This window comes from Deinococcus aerolatus, assembly GCF_014647055.1.
GTDB lineage: Bacteria > Deinococcota > Deinococci > Deinococcales > Deinococcaceae > Deinococcus > Deinococcus aerolatus.
In genome coordinates, this window is the sequence record NZ_BMOL01000011.1 from 34370 (window position 1) to 53652 (window position 19283).

General features: G+C 66.8%; 18 protein-coding genes. 10 read left to right on the top strand and 8 right to left on the bottom strand.

What is annotated here, in order from left to right; translation table 11 throughout:
• Window positions 1-56 precede the first annotated feature (56 nt).
• Window positions 57-1022 carry a helix-turn-helix transcriptional regulator gene (locus IEY31_RS12050; protein WP_188972302.1) on the top strand — a complete coding sequence of 322 codons (966 nt, stop codon included), beginning with the start codon at window positions 57-59 and terminating at the stop codon, window positions 1020-1022.
• A gap of 51 nt (window positions 1023-1073) precedes the next feature.
• Entirely contained in the window at window positions 1074-2387 is a 1314-nt protein-coding gene (locus IEY31_RS12055; RefSeq protein ID WP_188972304.1) for a thymidine phosphorylase, read from the top strand.
• Window positions 2388-2484: 97 nt separating this feature from the next.
• Here IEY31_RS12055 and IEY31_RS12060 read toward each other — a convergent pair whose 3' ends face one another.
• A complete protein-coding gene (locus tag IEY31_RS12060; protein WP_188972306.1) occupies window positions 2485-2883 on the bottom strand; it encodes a cell division protein FtsB in 399 nt (132 codons plus the stop codon).
• A gap of 111 nt (window positions 2884-2994) precedes the next feature.
• Between IEY31_RS12060 and IEY31_RS12065 the strand changes: the two genes are divergently transcribed.
• From IEY31_RS12065 to IEY31_RS12075, 3 genes are all read left to right on the top strand, one after another.
• Complete coding sequence (locus IEY31_RS12065; protein WP_188972308.1) at window positions 2995-3456, top strand: acyl-CoA thioesterase; 462 nt, start codon at window positions 2995-2997, stop codon at window positions 3454-3456.
• Window positions 3453-3749, top strand: coding sequence for a hypothetical protein (locus IEY31_RS12070; protein WP_188972310.1), 297 nt, complete (start codon window positions 3453-3455; stop codon window positions 3747-3749). Before IEY31_RS12065 ends, IEY31_RS12070 begins: the two co-directional genes overlap by 4 nt.
• Window positions 3750-3817: 68 nt before the next feature.
• A complete protein-coding gene (locus tag IEY31_RS12075) occupies window positions 3818-4726 on the top strand; it encodes an ROK family protein (protein ID WP_188972312.1) in 909 nt (302 codons plus the stop codon).
• Window positions 4727-4998: 272 nt separating this feature from the next.
• Here the strand turns inward: IEY31_RS12075 and IEY31_RS12080 are convergent, their stop codons facing one another.
• From IEY31_RS12080 to groES, 6 genes are all read right to left on the bottom strand, one after another.
• The gene (locus tag IEY31_RS12080; RefSeq protein ID WP_188972314.1) at window positions 4999-6630 is read right to left on the bottom strand and encodes a histidine kinase N-terminal 7TM domain-containing diguanylate cyclase; all 1632 of its coding nucleotides are present in this window, start codon (window positions 6628-6630) and stop codon (window positions 4999-5001) included.
• A 201-nt stretch (window positions 6631-6831) separates the two neighbouring features.
• A complete protein-coding gene (locus IEY31_RS12085) occupies window positions 6832-7974 on the bottom strand; it encodes a S8 family peptidase (protein ID WP_188972316.1) in 1143 nt (380 codons plus the stop codon).
• A gap of 13 nt (window positions 7975-7987) precedes the next feature.
• A complete protein-coding gene (locus tag IEY31_RS12090) occupies window positions 7988-9331 on the bottom strand; it encodes a S8 family peptidase (RefSeq protein WP_188972318.1) in 1344 nt (447 codons plus the stop codon).
• Between the two features lie 251 nt (window positions 9332-9582).
• On the bottom strand, window positions 9583-13203 hold the full coding sequence (locus IEY31_RS12095) for a diguanylate cyclase (protein ID WP_188972319.1): 3621 nt from the start codon (window positions 13201-13203) through the stop codon (window positions 9583-9585).
• Between the two features lie 317 nt (window positions 13204-13520).
• Entirely contained in the window at window positions 13521-15164 is a 1644-nt protein-coding gene (gene groL / locus IEY31_RS12100; protein WP_188972321.1) for a chaperonin GroEL, read from the bottom strand.
• A 73-nt stretch (window positions 15165-15237) separates the two neighbouring features.
• Window positions 15238-15525, bottom strand: a complete 288-nt coding sequence (gene groES, locus IEY31_RS12105; protein WP_188972323.1) for a co-chaperone GroES — start codon at window positions 15523-15525, stop codon at window positions 15238-15240.
• Between the two features lie 249 nt (window positions 15526-15774).
• On the opposite strand from groES, the gene IEY31_RS12110 reads away from it, so the two are divergent.
• The 5 genes from IEY31_RS12110 to IEY31_RS12125 are packed head-to-tail and all read left to right on the top strand — an operon-like array spanning window position 15775 to window position 18647.
• Entirely contained in the window at window positions 15775-16380 is a 606-nt protein-coding gene (locus IEY31_RS12110; protein WP_188972325.1) for a GGDEF domain-containing protein, read from the top strand.
• Window positions 16377-17015 carry a nucleoside deaminase gene (locus IEY31_RS18695; RefSeq protein ID WP_229723554.1) on the top strand — a complete coding sequence of 213 codons (639 nt, stop codon included), beginning with the start codon at window positions 16377-16379 and terminating at the stop codon, window positions 17013-17015. The genes IEY31_RS12110 and IEY31_RS18695 overlap by 4 nt, the downstream gene beginning before the upstream one ends.
• Window positions 17012-17488 carry an NUDIX hydrolase gene (locus IEY31_RS18700; RefSeq protein WP_229723555.1) on the top strand — a complete coding sequence of 159 codons (477 nt, stop codon included), beginning with the start codon at window positions 17012-17014 and terminating at the stop codon, window positions 17486-17488. Before IEY31_RS18695 ends, IEY31_RS18700 begins: the two co-directional genes overlap by 4 nt.
• Window positions 17485-18090 carry a histidine phosphatase family protein gene (locus IEY31_RS12120; RefSeq protein ID WP_229723556.1) on the top strand — a complete coding sequence of 202 codons (606 nt, stop codon included), beginning with the start codon at window positions 17485-17487 and terminating at the stop codon, window positions 18088-18090. Before IEY31_RS18700 ends, IEY31_RS12120 begins: the two co-directional genes overlap by 4 nt.
• A gap of 8 nt (window positions 18091-18098) precedes the next feature.
• Window positions 18099-18647 (top strand): GNAT family N-acetyltransferase, encoded by a 549-nt coding sequence (locus IEY31_RS12125; RefSeq protein WP_188972327.1) that lies wholly within the window; start codon window positions 18099-18101, stop codon window positions 18645-18647.
• On the opposite strand, the gene IEY31_RS12130 is transcribed toward IEY31_RS12125, so the two are convergent.
• Window positions 18634-19149 (bottom strand): M23 family metallopeptidase, encoded by a 516-nt coding sequence (locus tag IEY31_RS12130; protein ID WP_188972330.1) that lies wholly within the window; start codon window positions 19147-19149, stop codon window positions 18634-18636. The two genes, IEY31_RS12125 and IEY31_RS12130, sit on opposite strands and share 14 nt — an antisense overlap.
• Window positions 19150-19283: the final 134 nt, after the last annotated feature.

Below are 19283 nucleotides of genomic sequence, written 5' to 3' on the forward strand. Positions count from 1 at the left end.
CAGCGTAATCCCGATTCCCGTCAGGAGCTGTCATCTTTGTGTGGCAGCATACAGGCATGTATGACCCCTCCATGCGGGTGCTGACCGTGCTGGAACTGCTTCAGGCGCGTGAGAGCGTGACCGGCGCGGAGCTGGCGCGGGTGCTGGAGGTCAGCCCGCGCACGGTGCAGCGTTACGTTGCCCGCCTGCAGGATCTGGGCATTCCGGTGGAGGGACGGCGCGGTGTGGGCGGGGCGTACCGCCTGAAACCCGGGTTCCGGCTGCCGCCGCTGATGTTCACGGGCGAGGAAGCCCTGAGTCTGGCGCTGGGGCTGCGGGCACTGCACCTGCTGGGACTGGGCGCGCTGGCCCCGGCGGCCCACGCAGCCGGGGCCAAACTGGCGCGCACGCTTCCGGACGCCGTGCGCGAGACGGTGGAGGCGCTGGAGGGCGCGGTGCAACTCGACGCCTCGCCGGGGGTGGTGTCGGTGGGCGCGGCGCTGCTCTCCGGGCTTCTGGGCGCAGTTCACGCCGCGCGGACGGTGGAATTCACCTACACTTCGCCGCAGGCCAGCGCCATGACGCGCCGGGTGGACGTGTACCGCGCCCTGCATCTGGACGGGCGCTGGTACGCGGTGGGCCGCTGCCACCTGCGCGAGGCCCTGCGCTGCTTCCGGCTGGACCGCATGGCCGAACTGCGGGTGCTGGACGCCAGCTTTGCCGCGCCGCCCGACTTCGACGCCCTGGCCTACCTGCGTTCCACGCTGCCCACAGCCGCGCCCGCCGCGCAGATCAGCGTGTGGCTGGACGCCGCGCCCGAGGACCTGCGGGGCCGCGTCTCGGTGTGGTTCACCGAGATCAGCGCCGAGGCCGGCGGCACCCGCCTGCGGGCCGAGCGTGAGACGCTGCCCGGCTTTGCCGCCTTTCTGCTGGGCCTGGACTGCGAGTTCCGGGTGGACGGTCCGCCGGAGTTGCTGGCCGTGTTCGGGCGGCTGGGGGCACGCTGCGCGGCGGTGGGCCGGGGGGCGCCCGTCCGCGCGTGAGCGGCGAACCGGCGTCTGGCAGCGGCCAGTTTGCAGCGGCTAGACTGGCCCATGCCCACTTCTCCTTCTCTCAACGTTCCTGATCTCATCCGCACCAAGCGCGACGGCGGCGAACATTCCCGCGCCGAGCTGGAGGCCCTGATCCTGGGCTACACGCGCGGCGAGGTGCCGGACTACCAGATCAGCGCGTGGCTGATGGCGGTGTACCTGAAGGGCATGACCCCGCAGGAAACGGCGGACCTGACGGCGGTGATGGCCGCCAGCGGCGAACAGTTGGATCTGGGGGTGCTGCCACGCACGGTGGACAAGCACAGCACCGGGGGTGTGGGGGACAAGACCAGCCTGATCCTGACCCCCATGCTGGCGGCGCTGGGCCTGACGGTGGCCAAGATGAGTGGGCGTGGCCTGGCCCACACCGGCGGCACCATCGACAAACTCGAAAGCTTTCGCGGCTGGACCTCCGAACTCTCGGAGGAGCGCTTTGTCGCGCAGGCACACGACATCGGGCTGGCGCTGGTGGGCCAGAGCAAGGACCTCGCGCCCGCCGACGGCAAGCTGTACGCCCTGCGCGACGTGACGGCCACGGTGGACTGCCTGCCGCTGATCGCCAGCAGCATCATGAGCAAGAAACTGGCGTCCGGGGCGCACACGGTGGTGCTGGACGTGAAGGTGGGAGCCGGGGCGTTCATGAAAACGCTCGACGATGGCCGGGCGCTGGCCCGCGCGATGGTGGATATCGGCACCCGTGCCGGGCGGCAGGTGCGCGCCGTGCTGACCGACATGGACACCCCGCTGGGCCATCTGGCAGGCAACAGCCTGGAGGTGCAGGAGGCGCTGGCCACCCTGCGCGGCGAGGGGCCAGAGGACCTGACCGAACTGTGCGTGGCCCTGGCCGTGGAGGCCCTGGCTGCCCACGGCGAGGATCAGGTGGCCGCCGGGGCGCGCGCCCGCGCCACCCTGCACGACGGCTCCGCGCTGGCGAAGTTTCGCGCCTTTGTTGAGGCGCAGGGCGGCGATCCGGCGCTGGTGGATGACCCGGCCCGGCTGGACGTGGCCCCCGGACGCGCCGAGGTCACGGCGCCCCGTGCGGGCTTTGTGGAGCGCATCGACGCCCTGAGCGTGGGCCGCGCGGTGCTGGCGCTAGGCGGCGGGCGCGAACGCAAGGGCGAGGCCATTGACCACGGCGTCGGCGTGGAACTGGTCCGCAAGCCGGGCGAGGCGGTGGCGGCAGGCGAGACGGTGGTGCGGGTGTACCACCGGGACGGGCGTGGCCTGGACACGGCCCAGCGCCTGCTGGCCGGGGGCCTGGGCATTGCCGACGCGGCCCCAGCGCCGGAACCGCTGATTCTGGACCGGGTGTTCTAGGAACCAGGCGTGCTGGGCGTGCGATCAGCAGCTCTGGAAAGGCGCTGCACTGTCATGGTCCGGGCGGGGCGGGCCGTCCGGCTCCCGGCGTCCCGGCTCACGGCAGCCGCAGCGCCCGGCAGTTCTCGCCGGGACTCTCGGGGGCCTGGGGGCTGACGATGATGCGCTCGTCTTTGCCCACGAAGCCCTGGCAGCGGGCGAGTTCGCGCAGGTAGCCGGGCGAGTTGGTGTAGGTCTCGGCGTCCTGCAGGATCTGAACGTCACGCTCCAGATCCTGAATGCGGCTGCGGACCTCCTGGGTCTGCTGGGTCCAGGACACGCTGCGGTAGGCGGTGTTGATCAGCTGGAAGCTGAGCTGCACAATGCCCAGGCCCACCAGCAGGCTGGTGAGCATCATGGTCAGCGGCAGCCGGGCCAGGCGCCGCAGGCTCAGGCGTCTCCATCCGGTCCGGTGTGGTGGGGACGGTGGAGGCGGGGGCGCGGGGGCGTCGGTCATGCGGCGCCCAGCATAGCGCCCAGCCGCGCGGGCCGGGGTGTGAGCCGGGGGCGGGGCGACGTGCCCACAGGCCATGGGGGCAGGCCACGGCAGACCGCTACACTACGGGGCATGACCGCTCAGCCTTCTGCCGTGCCCTCTGGCGGGCGCATTCCCGCCCTGAACTGGAACGACGCCCACCGCACCTCCATTCAGCTGCGCTTTGCCGACGTGGACGCCATGGGCCACGTCAACAACGCCCGCTACGCCGAGTTTCTGGAAGTGGCCCGCATGGACATGTCGCAGAGCCTGGGCATCCAGGGCGACGACGATCACTCCATGCTGGCCCGCCTGGAACTGGACTACGTGCGCGAGATTCGGCTGGGGCAGACCGTGTTTATCGAATCGCTGGTGGAGCGGGTGGGCCGCAGCAGCTGGACCGTGGCGGCCCGCTTCGTGGCCGACAACGTACCGTGCGCCTTTGCCCGTTCGGTGCAGGTGCGCGTGAACGCGGACCACATCCCCGAAGCGCTGCCCGAACGCTTCCGGGAGCTGGTGGCGCCGCTGCTGGCCCACGGCGCCCCCGGGTCATGAGCGGCCCCTCGCGCAACAACCAGTACGACGACCGCGTGCTGTACCAGGGCGATCCCTGGGTCCGCCTCGACACCCTGCCGCGCCTGCTGGCCGAGGGCTGGCGGCGCACCCTGTGGGACGGGGGGGTGGTCAGCGTGGTCCGCACGCCGTTTCAGTGGGCGATGGGTTCCCCGGTGATCGAGATCGAGACCGGCGGCTACATGGGCGACGTGGGGCTGTACGTGCCGCAAGTGCAGCTGGCCGAGGCGCTGGAACTGCTGGGCTTTGATCCAGAAGAGGGAGTGGGCGACTAGAGCCGGCGGGATACAGTGAGCCGTTGACCGTTCCGTCCTCCCGCCCCATTCCCGAATCAGGAGTCTCCATGACCACTTTGCCTCTGTCCGAACAGCTCAGCATCGGCGTGGATGTCGGCGGTACCAAGATCGCCACCGGCGTGCTGCGCGGCGACGAATTACAGGACCGCCACGTCCAGCCCACCCCCGAGACCGGCTGGGAGGCGGTGCTGGACGTCGTTGCAGCCCAGATCCGTGACCTTCAGGCCAGGCACCCGGACGCCCGCCTGATCGGTGTGGGGATTCCAGGGCCGCTGAACAACGACCGCACCCGCGTCAAGTTCGCCCCCAACATCTACGGCTTTACCGACGTGCCCATGGTTGACGGCCTGCTGGAGCGGCTGTCGCAGCGCATCGTGCTGGAAAACGACGCCAAGGCGGCCGCGCTGGCCGAGGCCCACCTGGGCGCGGCGCGCGGCACCGAGAGCAGCATCTACGTGACTGTCAGCACCGGCATCGGCGCGGGCATTGTTCTGAACGGGCGCCTGTGGCGCGGGCGGCACGGCGTGGCCGGGGAGCTGGGGCACATCACGGTGATGCCCGGCGGCCCGGTCAGCGGTGCGGGGCTGGACGGCGCGCTGGAGGCCGTGGCCAGCGGCACCGCGATTGCCCGCGACGCCAGCTACGCCCTGAACCGCGACGTCAGCACCGCCGAGGCCTTCACGCTGGCGCAGCAGGGCCACCCCGGCGCGCGGCGCGTGACCGCGCAGGCCATGAAGCACATCGGCGTGGCGCTGGCTGACCTGCAGAAGGTCATTGACCCGGAGGTGTTCGTGATCGGCGGCGGCGTCGCCAGCGTGGGCGATTACTTCTTCCACGGCGTGCAGGCGGCTGCCGACGAGTACGCCAAGGGGTTTGCGCCGGTGACCATCCGCCGCGCCCAGCTTGGGCCGGACGCGGGCGTGATCGGCGCGGCGCTGGCGGCCCGCTATGGGTAAAGCGGAACGGCTGAAATGAACCTGCTGGCAGGGGCCGAGGCCTTTGCCCAGCCGCACCACGACGCACCGGGGCGGGCCTGCCACAACGCCGTGCAGGACGCGTTGACTGTGTGCGGGGTGCTCCCTGGCGCTGGCCCTGGCGGTGTGGGGCCACGATCTGATCCACGACGCCAGGGCCGGTGACAACGAGGAACGCAGCGCGGCGGCATTCGACGGCTGGCTGGCCGGCGTAGGGGGTCTCTGCCGAGCTTCGGCATGGGCGGCCCAGTGGATCAGTCCAGGGCTGCCAGACCCACCGGCGTGAACCCCTGGCCGGGGCCGGGGTTCACGCCGACCCGGTTGCGGCCCTCCCCCTTGGCCAGGTACAGGGCGCGGTCGGCCGCCAGCAGGACCTGCTCGGGGGCGGGTCCGTGTTCCGCTGAGGTGGCCACCCCGAACGACGCCGTGATTCTGAGGGTCTGCCCATCATGAGAAATAGTGAGGTCCTCGATGTCGCGCCGGATGCTCTCGGCCACCTGCTGGACCTGGGCTGCCGGGGGACCGGACAGCAGCATCACGAATTCCTCGCCTCCGTAACGGCACAGGGTGTGCTGTTCCCCGAAGCGCCGTTGCAGCAGGGCGGCCACCTCCTGCAGGACCCGGTCGCCGCCTGCATGCCCGTAGGTGTCGTTGATGACCTTGAAGTGGTCGAGGTCAAAGATCAGGACGCTGTACGCCGCCTCCGGGTCAGTGGCCAGCAGGCCCAGCTGCTTCTGGAGATACCGGCGATTGTGCAGCCCGGTCAGGGGGTCACGCAGACTCTGCTCTCTGAGCTGCACCTGAAGGCGCTGAATTTCCAGGAAGCGTTGCTGAAGTTCCTCGTGGGCGGCCTGAATCTGGGCTTCGGCCCGCTGCTGCTCGGTGACGTCGCGCCACACCACCATGTGGCCCTGAACCACCTGCTGGTCGTCTCTCAGGCTCGACACCCGCACCTCCAGGTGGCGGTCCCCCGGCAGCGCCAGCCGAAGCTGCTGGTCGCCCAGGTCACGCAGGTCGTGCAGCGCCGCGCTCCAGTGCGCGAACACCTCGGAGGCCGGCAGGCCCAGCGGCGAATGGACCTGCGTCTCCACCATCCGGCGTGCTGCCTGGTTCATGTCCAGCACGCGCCTTCGCTGGTCCAGCACCACGACGCCGTCCGGCAGCTGCTCGATCAGCCGGTGCCGCGCCACCGGCACCAGATCGAACAGGCGCAGCCCCAGCACGGCGTACATGAAAACCGCGCCCGTCACCAGAAACGACATGGGCGTGATGTCCAGCCCCGGAAACACCGGCCCCCACACCACCCCCACGAAGCTACCGGCCCACGGCACCGTCAGGCCCAGCAGCACCCAGCTGACCTGCTGGCGGTACAGCCCAACCGACTCCTGCCGGGCCCGGATCAGGCGGATGACGCTGAGCAGAATCAACACATACCCGTGCGCCACCACCACCGTGAACCACGGGCCACCATTCAGCAGGGTATGGGCCGTGCGGAGCCCGGCAACCGGGCCGAACAGCAGGCCGTGCGGATCATTCGTGATCATCAGGGCGACCGTGATCAGGCTGACGGCCAGCACCGCCGTCCATTCCGGCCACCTGACCCTGCGGGCCGGGGCCGTGAGCAGGCGCGTCAGCAGCCACACGCACACCGGACTGGAGACCGCCCCCACAAAGCTGGCCAGCAGCCACACCTGCGGCCACAGCGGCCCTGAACTGCTCCAGTGCGCCGCGTAGGTCAGGGTCCAGAACGCCACCATAAGCAGATAGGCAAACAGCCCCAGCGCCCCCGGAACCTCACGGCGCCGCCACGCCACGGCGGCGGTCATCAGGGCCAGGACGCCGGCGCAGCTGAGCCACAGCGTGTAGGTCTGAGCCAGCGTTGACATTGTTCCGGACAGCATAGCGTGAGAAGGCTGAGCGATTATTGGCATGTGGGGCAGACCGGGATCCGCCGATGCCCCCGGCTGAGTCCGCGCTGTGGGTGCCTGGGCCACCGGCAGTCAAAAACCCCCCACCCTCTGGAGGTGGGGGGCTCAAAGAAAGCGGGGAGAGACCGGGAAGGCCCTTTCCACGTCACTCCGGGCAGGTTATCGCAGGACTTTTTTCATGAACAGCCAGGCGTTGACCACGCCGTTGCCCAGAATGTTGCTTTTGCCCCGGGTCAGCCCGCGGTTGGCGGGTGTGATGTCGGTGGCCGTGGTATTCATCATCAGGGCCAGCTGACCCTTGAGGGTGGGGCTGTAAGACTCGCCCAGCGCCAGGGCCAGCGTGCCGCTCAGCACCGGCGCTGCGAACGAGGTGCCGTTGACCACGGCGTACTCCCCATTCGGAACGGCGGTGGCGAGGTCCACGCCCGGCGCGGCAAGCTCCAGGGTATTGCCGTAGTTGGACCAGTCGGCCAGGGCCATGTCCGGGCTCACGGCCCCGGCGTTCACGCCGTACCGGCCGAGCATACTGTCCTCCTTGGTCGTGTTGCGTGCCGGGTACGCGACCTGTTGAAAGCCCTCGTTTCCTGCGGCGAGGGTGATATAGATGCCCTGTGCGGCGGCGCGCTCGAGCGCCAGACTCAGTTCGCCGTCCACACCGGACGCGACCGACAGGTTAATCACCTGTGCGCCCTGCTTGACGGCCCAGTCCACCCCGGCGGCAAGGTTTTTAACGGTCCCTCCGCCTGTTGCGTTCAGAACGCGGATGGGCAGAATCCTGGCTTCAGGAGCCACCTGCAACACCAGGCTGGCCACCGCCGTGCCGTGGCCATACAGGTCGCCGCCAGAGCTGGAGACATCGCTCGGATCGGTATCCTGTCCCACGAAGTCGTACCAGCTTTCGGGGGCCGTCAGGTGACCAGCAAAGACGGGGTGCGACACGTCCAGGCCAGTGTCGATCACGGCCACAACCACACCTCGGCCCAGGTTGGGGGCCATGGCCTGGGCTTCGGGCAGTTTAATGAGCTTCCACGCCGCCGCGTTCTCGCTGAAGGTGTTGGGAACGCCGCTGGCAACCGTGCTGCTGTCCAGACCCTTGGCCCAGGCGCCGATTCTGCCCTTGGCCCAGGCGCCGATCCGGCCGCTTGCGGCCGCTGACTTCATGGTGGGTTCTTCAGTGGTGCCACCCTGGGCCTGCAGGCTGCTGCCAGCGCTGTACGCCTGGGGCGTGGTGACGGGGGTGGTGCCACAGGAGGCCAGCAAGGCTCCGGTCAGGATCGGGAGGAGATAATGGGTGTGCTTCATATCTTCTGGGCTCCTAGCGGTAATTCTTGATGAAGGAGTAGGCGTTCACCGTGCCGTAACCCAGTCCCAAGAGAAACAGGGGGTCGCGAGGCGCAGTGGCAGAACTATTAAGATTCGTTAATATAGCTGAAATTTCTCTGGCCGTGGTGTTGGGCGCGCCTGTGGACAGGGCCAGGGCCACGATGCCCGAAACCACCGGGGTCGAGAACGAGGTGCCGGTCACGCTGGCGATCTGTGAGCCAGGGAAGGCGGCGACGAGGTTCTCGCCGGGCGCGGTGATTTCCAGGTTTGCACCATAGGTGCTGAAGCTGGACTTCAGGAAATTGGTGCCCACGCTCCCCACCCCGACCGAGCCGTAGCCCTGCACGGTGGTCGTGTCTGCCCTGACTGCCGGGAACAGCACAGCGGTGTTGCCCGTATTGCCCGACGCGCAGATCACGGCGACGCCCTTGTTGACGGCATTCTGGATGGCCGTATTCAAGACGCTGGTGTTGACGTTGCTGCCCAGGCTGAGGTTGATGACCTCGGCCCCTGCCGAGACGGCGTAATCAATCGCGCTGGCAATCGTGCTGGTGTCACCGTTGCCGTCAGCGTCCAGCACCCGGATGGGCAGGATCGTGACCTTAGGCGCGATCTGCAAAACGATGCTGGCAGCGGCCGTGCCGTGCCCATAGCCGTCAAACTGCGCGCCGCCTTCCTGGGGCACATTGTCGCCGTCAATAAAGTCCTTGGCATTTCTGATGTCCAGCTTGCCCTGGAAGGAAGGGTGGCTCAGGTCAAAACCGGTATCCAGCACCGCCACCTTCACGCCCTGACCCAGTTCCGGGACCAACGACTGTGCCTGACTGAGTTGGATCATGTTCCAGGCCGGGACATTCTGGCTGAAGGTCGTGGCCATGGTGAGTGCGCTGGTTCCAGTGGCCCAGGTGCTGAATCCAGTGGCCCAGGTGCTGAATCCAGTGGCCCAGGTGCTGAACCCGGTGGCCCAGGTGCTGAACCCCTGCACGCTGATGTTAAAGGACCTGGAATTGACCTCCACTCCTTCGCTGTCGTAACTGCCCTTGGAAAGGTTGTTGTTGGCGATGATGGCGTTGCCCGTTTCGGGGTGGTAGGCAACGATGTATCCGCCATACATCTTCTGCAGGCTGGCCCTGGACACGCTGGCCGGAATGCTCAGGGTGTGCAGGTACTTGTAGTTCTTGGGCAGGTCCGGGGTGCTGGTGACCTTCTGGGTCGTGAGCGTGGCCTGACTGTTCGGCGGCTGGTTTGGCTGGCTACCACAGGACGCCAGCAGGGCCGCAGTCAGGGTGGCTGCGGTCAGGCTGAGGTAGAACCGGTTGCGGGATTGAGGGACCATGAGAGCTCCTTGTGTGAGTGGCGACGGGCGGTCGGCGAAGTCACAGCGGAGAACGGAATGGCAGGGGAAAAGACGCTGTGAACTAATCCACAGCATGAGCAGAAAATCTTACACTTTTCTTCTTTAATCATTTGATGAGGAGTAGTGTGATGCGACGTGGCCCGATTGAGACCGGGTGGCTGGACCTTGGTATGGGAAGACCCCCCAGATGGGGGGCCTGGATTCGGGATGAATTTTGCGGCAGGGACCGCTCAGAAAGCGACGCAATTGCGGTCCCGTTTGGCCTCGTAAAGCTTCTCGTCCGCCTGGGCCACCAGTCGCTCGAAATTGGGCAACCCTTCATTGGTGGCCACCCCCAGCGAGAGGGTCACGCGGAGGCCCGGGGCGAGGGCCGGCCAGTCGGTCTGCTCAACGGCGGCGCGCAGGCGTCTGGCGACCGCGACGGCCTGGGGCAGGGGGGTGTCTGGCAGCACCAGCACGAATTCCTCGCCGCCGTAGCGCCCAGGCGCGTCTGAGGAGCGGCACGAGGACAGCAGCCGGGCACCCAGCTGGCGCAGCACCTCGTCCCCAACGGGATGGGAAAACCTGTCGTTGACCTGTTTGAAGTGGTCCACGTCAAGCATGATCAGCGACAGGACGCGGCCCTCGGCCCGGTGCTGATCAAATTCACGCGCCAGGATCGTCTCGATGTGGTGGCGGTTGAAGACGCCGGTCAGGCTGTCGTCGCGCAGCTGGCGTTCCAGCACAAGCGACTGTTCCTGCAGGGCCGCCACCAGCGCGCTCTTCTCCCGGTTGGCCTGTTCCAGCGCCACATTGGCACTGGCCAGTTCCACCGAGCGCAGCTTGTACAGCTTCGCCTCGGATTCGGCCCGGTCCACCTCGTACTGCACCATCAGCGCCCGGGTTTTCATGGCCATCTCTTCCTCAAGCAATTGCCGCTGGACTTCTCGCTCGCCCTCCAGATGGATCATGGCGCGTTCCATATCGCCGCGGCCCTTGTGCAGGACCGTCAGCTTGTGGTGGGCCAGCACGGCAAGTTCCGGCCATGCGAACTGCTGGCTGTTGGTCAGCACCTGTTCGTACAGGCTCCAGGCCTCCTGAACGGCGCCGCCCGCCTCCAGGTTGGAGGCGGAATACAACTGCACCCAGGCCAGCGGCTCGGGCATATCCAGCTGCGGCGCCTGCAAAAGTTCCAGCGCCTGCTGGTGCAGCGCTGTGGCCTGCGCCGTGTGGCCCTGTCCATCCAGGGCCCGGGCAATTACCGAGACCGACAGCGCCTGATGAAGTGTATCCCCGCCGTCGATACTGCCCTGGGCGGCCCGCTCGCCGTACGCCTGGGCCTGTGCAAACTGACCCAGCTCCTGATGGGCGTCGGCAATACTGTACAGGCAGGCCACCTGGGCCGGCGCATTGCCAGCCTTGTCGAAAACTTCGTAGGCCTGCTGGTAGTACGACAGGGCCTTGTCCAGGTCCTTCAGGCGGGATGATGCCACCACACCCAGGTTCATCAGGGCGTTGGCCTCGCCCGCCAGATCGTCGAGTCGCCTGGACAGTTCCATTGCTTCAAGCAGACATTCGATGGCCCGCTCCGTGTTGTAGATGACGCGGTAAACGTTGCCCAGCAGGTTCTGACAATCGCGCTCCAGGGCTAGGTCGCCATAGGCCTGTGCAATAGACACGGCCTGATCAACCTTGGTCAACGCGGGCTTGAATTCGGACAGCAGGATGTCGTGGAAGCCCAGGGTCCGCAGGGCATAGGCCAGTCCCAGATGGTGGTCATGTTGCTCGGAGATCAGCTGGGCCTCGCGCGCCTCACGGAGACTCTCGGCCGGCTCTGCCCGCCGCATCTGCCACGCCGACTCGTTCAGGACCCCCACGTGCTGGATCACGTGCGCCGGTACGCTGGGCCTCGCGTCAAACGCGGTGTCGGCGGGTTTCAGCTGCTCGGATGGGTTCAGGGCCTGTGCGCCCACAGCGGGCGGGACCTCGGAATCCGAGTGAAAGGAGCCGGCGATCATGCCCAGAAACACCTCGATCAGGTAGGGATCGAAGTGTTTGCCGGACTGCTCGGCCATTTCCCGCCAGGCCTCTTCCCTGGACCAGGCTTTCTTGTAGGGCCGTTCGGTCGTCAGGGCGTCCCAGACATCCACGATGGCCACAATTCTGCCCATCAGGGGAATGCTGTCGCCCTGCAGGCCCTGGGGATACCCGCTGCCGTCCCAGCGCTCATGGTGCGTCAGGGCGATCTGCTCGGCCATCCGCATCAGGTCGGACTGGCCGCCTTCCAGCACACGCGCCCCGATGGTCGTGTGGTGTTTCATGATGGTGAACTCTTCGGCTGTCAGTCTGTCGGTCTTGAGCAGAACGACATCGGGAACCGCAATCTTGCCGATGTCGTGTAGCCGCGCGGCCAGCCGCACCAGTTCCACCTCGGTGGGGGTCAGTCCGATGGCCTGAGCCAGGGAAGCGGCCAGCTGAGAAACCCGCTGCGTGTGGCTACCCGTCTTGTCGTCGCGGTACTCACCCACCAGACCCAGGCGCGAGATGATCTCGCGCTGGGCCAGTTCCAGATCGGCCGTCCGCTGCTGAACCTCCAGTTCGGCCTCGGCACGGGCCTGCTGCGAGGTCTGGTTCATCAGGCGGTAGGTTTCGGCCTGATGCCGGGCCCGCTCCACTTCCAGCTGGGCGGTCAGGTTCAGGAAGGTCTCCTGCCGGTCCTGATTGTGCAGGCCCCGTTCCAGGGCCAGGGCTTCCCTGAGTTGCAGGGCGGCCTGCTCGAAGCGGCCCAGCCGCTGCAGGACTTCCCCCAGGTGATCGTGAATCTCCAGTGCGGCGCGCTCACTGCCGCTTTGCCGGGCGCAGGCCAGGGCCAGCTCAAAGTGGGCCGCCGCCTGCTCGAGCTCGCCGCCCTCTGCCTGCACAAGGGCCAGGTGCATCAGGGCATTCTGTTCGCTGGGCAGGGCGCCCAGTTCCCGGGACAGGTCCAGCGCCTGCCCGAACGTCTCCAGCGCCAGTGCCCGCTGTCCCATTCCGGCGTAAATCTGTCCCAGGTTGTCCAGGGTTTCCGCCTCGTTGTAGCGGCGTCCACTGGCCTGGGCCAGCCGCAGGGCCTGAAGCAGCAGATGCAGGGCGTCCTTGTGCTGCCCGCGGTCTCTGGCGATCAGCCCCAGACCGGTCAGCCCGGCAATTTCATTGGCGGTGTCCCCGGCCTGCTGGGCGGCGGCCATGCCCTGGCCGAAGGCCTCAGTTGCCCGGTCGTATTCGTGCCCGATCTGGTGGATGTTGCCAATGTTGATCAGGCAGGCGCTTTCCAGGCTGTGCAACGGTTCCGGGCAGTGGGTGATGTACTCGAAACAGCGGGCCAGATGTTCCAGCGCCTGATGCAGATCGCCCAGCTCAATATGAATCAGCCCAAGGTTGTTCAGGCATTTGGCGTACCCCGCATGGTCCTGCAGTTCCTCACGCACCACCGACTCGTCGAGAATGACGGCGCTGGCTTCGCGGTACCTGCCCTGGAGGAAAAGCGCCATGCCCTGCAGCTTGAAGGCCTGGGCCAGCTCTGCTGTCCGCTGACCGGCCAGCAGATGCATGATGTCCTGGCCCAGCTCGGACACCCGGTCGTAGTGCTCGCACAGGACCTCGGCCTCGGTCTGGCACAGCAGGGCCGCAATCTGCCCCGGCAGGTCACCGGCCTCGGCAAAGAGGTCAGTGGCACGCCGGGCGTGGTGCAGCGCGGCTTCACCTTCCTCCAGCCCCAGCAGGCCCTGAGCCCAGATGTTGTGCGCCTCGCCCTGCAGCTCAAGAGGCCAGGTGGCCAGCACCCCGGAAGCCGACTGCAGCACCTGCACCGCCGCCGTGGGGTCAGCGTCCACAAGAGCCCGCGCCCGGTCCAGCACGGGCCGACAAGCACCCACAATCTGATTCGGCGAGGCATGGTTCAAGAGGTGACCTTTGATCTGGAGGAGAGGAGAGGACCGGGACGGGCGAGGATGCACAAGCGACGGTCCGGGACCGCTGGCCTCATTATCATTATTCGTTCTGTATAACTGAAATCTCACACAGCGGCGTCTTGCCTGGGCCTGATGGGCCGCCTGTGAGGTCGGCGGTTGTGCAGGCAGCCTACCCCAGGACCTTATAAAATTAAAAAAGCCGGGGCATCACGCCCCGGCTTCCCTTGTTTCTGACTGGCTTAGAAGTCCATCCCGCCCATGTCGCCGCCGCCCATGCCGCCCTGGGGCTGACCCTGGGGCTTCTCGGGTTTGTCGGAGACAATTGCTTCGGTGGTCAGGATCAGCGCGCCGATGCTTGCGGCGTTCTGCAGCGCGGTGCGCGTGACCTTGGCCGGATCGACGATCCCAGCGGCCACCATGTCGTCCACGTACTCGCCCGTCGCGGCGTTGAAGCCGTAGCGGGGCTTGTCGCTGTTGATCACGGCGTTCACGATGACGCTGCCTTCCTCGCCGGCGTTCACGGCGATCTGGCGGGCGGGTTCTTCCAGGGCGCGGATCAGGATGCGCGCGCCGGTGGCCTCGTCGCCGGTCAGGCTCTCGGCGGCCTTGCGGACGGCGGGGATGATGCGCAGCAGCGTGGTGCCGCCGCCCGCAACGATGCCTTCCTCAACCGCCGAGCGGGCGGTGGACAGGGCGTCCTCGTAGCGGTGCTTCTTTTCCTTCAGTTCGGTCTCGGTGGCGGCACCGACGCGGATCACGGCCACGCCGCCGGCCAGCTTGGCCAGACGCTCCTGGAGCTTTTCCTTGGCGTAGTCGCTGTCGGTGGTGTCCAATTCGCCCTTGATGGCGTTGACGCGGGCGTCGATCTCGCTCTGCTCACCCTTGCCGTCCACGATGGTGGTCTCGTCCTTGGTGATGCGGATGCGCGCAGCGCTGCCCAGCATGTCCAGGCCGACATTTTCCAGCTTGTGGCCCATGTCCTCGGACACAACCTGACCACCGGTGACGGCGGCGATGTCGCGCAGCATTTCCTTGCGGCGGTCGCCGAAGCCGGGGGCCTTGACGGCGGCGATGTTCAGCGTGCCGCGCAGCTTGTTGACCACCAGGGTGGCCAGCGCTTCGCCTTCCACGTCTTCAGCGATGATCAGCAGAGGGCGTCCGGTCTGCGCGGCTTTTTCCAGCACGGGCAGCAGGTCTTTCAGGTTGCTGATCTTCTTCTCGACAATCAGGATGTAGGCGTCCTCGAGGACGGCTTCCATCTTCTCGGGGTTGGTCACGAAGTAGGGGTTGATGAAGCCCTTGTCGAACTGCATCCCTTCCACCACGTCCACTTCGGTGTCAAAGCCCTTCGACTCCTCGATGGTGATGACGCCTTCCTTGCCCACCTTGTCCATCGCGGAGGCGATTTCCTCGCCGACCTGATCGTCGTTGGCGCTGATGCCGGCGACTTTCTTGATGGCGTCGGAGTCTTCCACCGGCACGGCCAGCTTCTTGATTTCCTCGATGGCAACCAGGACAGCCTTGTCGATGCCGCGCTTCAGGGCCAGCGGGTTGGCGCCGGCGGCCACGTTACGCAGGCCTTCCTTGACGATGGCCTGACCCAGCACGGTGGCGGTGGTGGTGCCGTCCCCGGTGATGTCGTTGGTCTTGCTGGCGACTTCCTTCAGCAGCTGCGCGCCGATGTTCTCCAGCTTGTCTTCCAGCTCGATTTCCTTGGCGACGGTGACGCCGTCCTTGGTGATCGTGGGGCTGCCGAACTTCTTCTCGATAACCACGTTGCGGCCACGGGGCCCAAGGGTCACTTTAACGGCGTTGGCGACGGCATTTACACCGCGCTCCAGGCTGCGACGGGCGACTTCATCAAATACAAGTTGTTTGGCCATGGGGAGTACTCCTTCGGAGTGGGTCTAAAAGTTTGAGAGGTTGAAGGGCAAAAGTGGAGGGTTTATCCCGTCCTTACTCGACGATGGCCAGGATGTCGCGCTCGGCCAGGATCGAGTAGTTCTTGCCTTCCAGATTGACTTCGGTGCCGCCGTATTTGGCGAAGTACACGGTGTCGCCCTCGGACACGTCCAGGGGAACGCGGGTGCCGTTGTCCAGCATCTTGCCGCTGCCCACGGCGATGACCTTGCCGCGCTGGCTCTTTTCCTTGGCCGAATCGGGGACGTACAGGCCGCCCGCCGTCTTCTGCTCGGTGTCCTCGACGATTTCTACCAGCACACGATCACCTAAAGGTTTAAGCATGGATGTTCCTCCTGCGAATGAAGTTTGGGGCCGTAACCCTGCCGGTGGTGTCTGGCGGGTTTTCGCCGTTCCGCACGCGAGAATAGTCCTGTAAAGCTAAAAATGTCAAGCGCAGCAGTCCGAGAAGTTGAGTCTGATGCGCTCAAGGTGCGCCAGCACGTCTAAACAACGTATGTCTACCTCATCTACTCTGTATGACATATATATGTCATACCGATATAGCTAGATTCTGAGTCAGGAGGAACGTCTATGGCCCGTCCGGATATTCTGTCTCGTAACCCCTTTGAAGATGCCTTTGCCCGCCTGGGTTCCGCTCCGCTGACGTTGGCGGTGCTGGATCTGGACCACTTCAAGACGCTCAACGACACCCTGGGTCACACCGAGGGAGACCGCGTGCTGCGCGCCGTGGAGAGGCTACTGTCAGGCAGCCTGCCGTCCGGCAGCATCATCGGGCGCATTGGTGGCGACGAGTACGCCGTGATTTTACCGGAGAGTGCCGCCGAAACTGCGCTGATTCTGTTTGACGAGATGATCCGGCACTTTCATATTCACCGCGATCCGCACTGGCCGCGCAGCCTGGGCCTCAGCGTGGGGCTGGCCTCCCGTCCGGCCCACGCCAGCGAGTACGCCGAGCTGTACCGCGCCGCCGACGAGGCACTGCTGCGGGCCAAGCGTGAGGGCCGGGGCCGGGCGTGCATCTACGTGGAATCCAAGATGGTCCTGAAGTCCAACTACTACCCCAAGAGCCAGCTGGAGCGTCTGAGCAAGCTGAGCGGCGCGCTGGGGCGCACCGAGGCGTCCCTGCTGCGCGAGGCGCTGGACGATCTGGTGGAGCGCTACCGGGCGGAGCTGTGAGCAGGATTCTGGAAAGCCTGTCTCCCGGCTGGCACGCCGCTCTGGCCGAAGCCTGGGAGGCGTACCAGCACGGCTCGTATCCGATTGGGGCCTGCGTGGTGAATGCAGACGGGGCCGTGATTGCGCGGGGGCGCAACCGGCTGGGCGAGCCTCGCCGTGTGGAGGGCGGTTTCATCGCCGGGCACGATCTGGCGCATGCGGAGATCAATGCGCTGCTGAATCTGGCGGCCACGCCGCGCCCGGAGAGCTATGGCTGGACGGTGCTGACCACCGTGGAACCCTGCCCGCAGTGCGCCGGGGCCATCGCCATGAGCGGCGTGCGCGCCGTGGCCTACGCCGCGCCTGATCCCTGGGGCGGTTGCACCCGCCTGCTGACGGACGATCCGTACGTATCCGGCAAGCGGATTCAGGTGGGCCGTGCGCCGCAGGACGTTCAGCAACTGGCGCTGCGGCTCAAGGCCCATGCGCTGTGGGAAGAGGAACGTCCAGACGGAGAACGACGCGTCCTGAACCGTTTTGCCGCGCAGCACCCTGAGGACGTGGCGTTTGCGGGGGAACTGTACCGCTCCGGGGTTCTTCTCGCCCTGCATGAGCGTGGGGCCAGCCTGGAGGAAGCGCTGGCGGTGCTGGCATGAGCGCGGGACCGTTCCTCAACCTCTCGCCGGGTGAAGAACGAACAGGCCGCGCCTGCGCGTGGATTGAACACGAGGGCCGGGTGCTGATGTCCGCGCGGGACGCATGGGGCTGGACGCTGCCGGGCGGAGGCATCCGCCCCGGCGAAACCCCGCAACAGGCCGCCGTGCGCGAAGCCTGGGAAGAATGCGGCGCACACGGCGAGGTGGTGGGCGAGGCCGTCCGGCTCTCCGAGGGCGCGGACTGTTACCCGGTGCGTCTGCTGGGCCTGGACGCCAGCCCGGAAGGGCGTCCGGTGCGGTGGGTCAGGCCAGAGTCGCTGTGGTGGGCGTGTGATCCCCAGCTGTGTCAGGTACTGGCGGCGAGGGGCCGGAATGTTCCACCGCCTGCCCTCCGAACCGTGGTTCAGCTGCTCAGGCGTATCACCTTTCGGATTCAGGCCGTGGTCAGGCGTGTCTCAGGGGTGGCCGCGTGAACACCCTGCACCTGACCCTGCTGCGCCACGGACGCAGCCGCGCCGACGACGAGGACGTTCACGAGGGCCGCTACGATTCGCCGCTGAGCGGGGTGGGGCAGGCCCAGGCGAGGGCGCTGGCCGCATACTGGGCCACCCACCCGCCCGACTTTGACCTTGCGTATTGCTCCACGTTGTCGCGTGCCTCCGAGACGGCCGGTATCGTCACGGACGCGCTGGTTGTCCCACTCACGCCGTCCGACACGTTGCGCGAGTGGGACAACGGCCCTCTGGCCGGACTGGGCCGCGAGGAAGCCGCACGGCGTTACCCCATGCCCGCCTTCCGGCACGAGCTGGACGCGTTCACGGCCGAGGGCGGCGAGTCCCAGGCGGCGATCCGGGCGCGTGCCCTGCTGGCCCTGGAACACATCTGGCGGGGTGGGGGAGAGCGGGTGCTTGTCGTCTCGCACGGCGGTTTCCTCAACTCCATGTTGCGTGAACTGCTGCGGATGGAACGCGGCTGGTTCGAGTTCGGCGACACCTCGTTCGCCACCCTGCGCCTGAACCGCCGCAGCCATACGGCGCTGGTGACGGGCGTGAACCTCAGCCCGCACCTGTCCTAAACTGCCCCATGCACCATGCCACCACCCTGACTGAAGGCAATTTGACCGTGCGCGCCCTGGCGGAAGCAGATGTTCCCGGCCTGTGCGAACTGGCGGCAGACTGCCTGGGGGAACTGGCCCTGATGGGCACCTCGCCCTCAGACGCGGCCTATTACCAGAACGCTCTGGACGCCCCCGATCAGCTGCCCTTTGCCGTCGTGGTGGACGGCGCACTGGCGGGCAGCACGCGCTACGGCGACATCCGGGCGGCGCACGCGGGGCTGGAAATCGGCTGGACGTGGCTGCACCCCCGGTACATGGGCAGCGGCATCAACCGCCGCATGAAGCTGCTGTTGCTGGCCCACGCCTTTGAAACGCTGGGCATGCAGCGCGTGCAGCTCAAGACCGACAACCTGAACACCCGCTCTCAGCGGGCCATCGAGAAACTGGGTGCGGTGCGCGAGGGCGTGCTGCGGCGGCACCAGCGCCGTCAGGACGGCACCCTGCGTGACACGGTGATGTATTCGGTCACGGCGGATGAATGGCCGGAGGTGAGGGCGCGGCTCAGTTCTTCTTGAGGAGTGGATAGGGGTTGATTGCCCCGCCGCCGGTGTAGATCCCGTAGTGCAGATGCGGCGGCGTGCCCTTCGCGTTGCCGCTGTCCCCCACGGAGCCGACGACGGTGCCTGCCTCGATCCACCCGCCCCGCTGGAGGTCCGGGTAGTTCTCCAGGTGCGCGTAATAGTGCCGCTGCCCGCCGGGGCCGAGGATCATCACTGTGCGCCCGCCCAGCCCGTTGGGGCCGACGTTCAGCACAATGCCGCGCGTGGTGGCGCGAATGGGGGTGTTTCTGGGGGCGAAGATGTCGATGCCCTCGTGCCGTCGCCCCTGGCTGCGGGCCGCGCCCCAGGTGTCGCTCAGGGACTGGCCCGGCAGCGGGTTGGGCAGGCTGTTTTCAGTGGGCGTGGGCGCTGAGAGCAGCGCCGCGTACCGCTGGGCTTCTCTGATCTGCGGCCACAGCAGATACAGCGCCCCCGCCAGCAGCGCAAGAAAAAAGACCAGCCCAAAAAATCGCCTCACGGTCCCAGCATGCCGTCCGGGGGGCAGGAAAGAATCGGTGAAAAGTTGCACAACTGTTCCTGGGGCCGGCGTTCCACCCCCGCCGAATCCCCCCACAGCCCACACCGCGCGGCCCACAACCCTCTACAATTCCC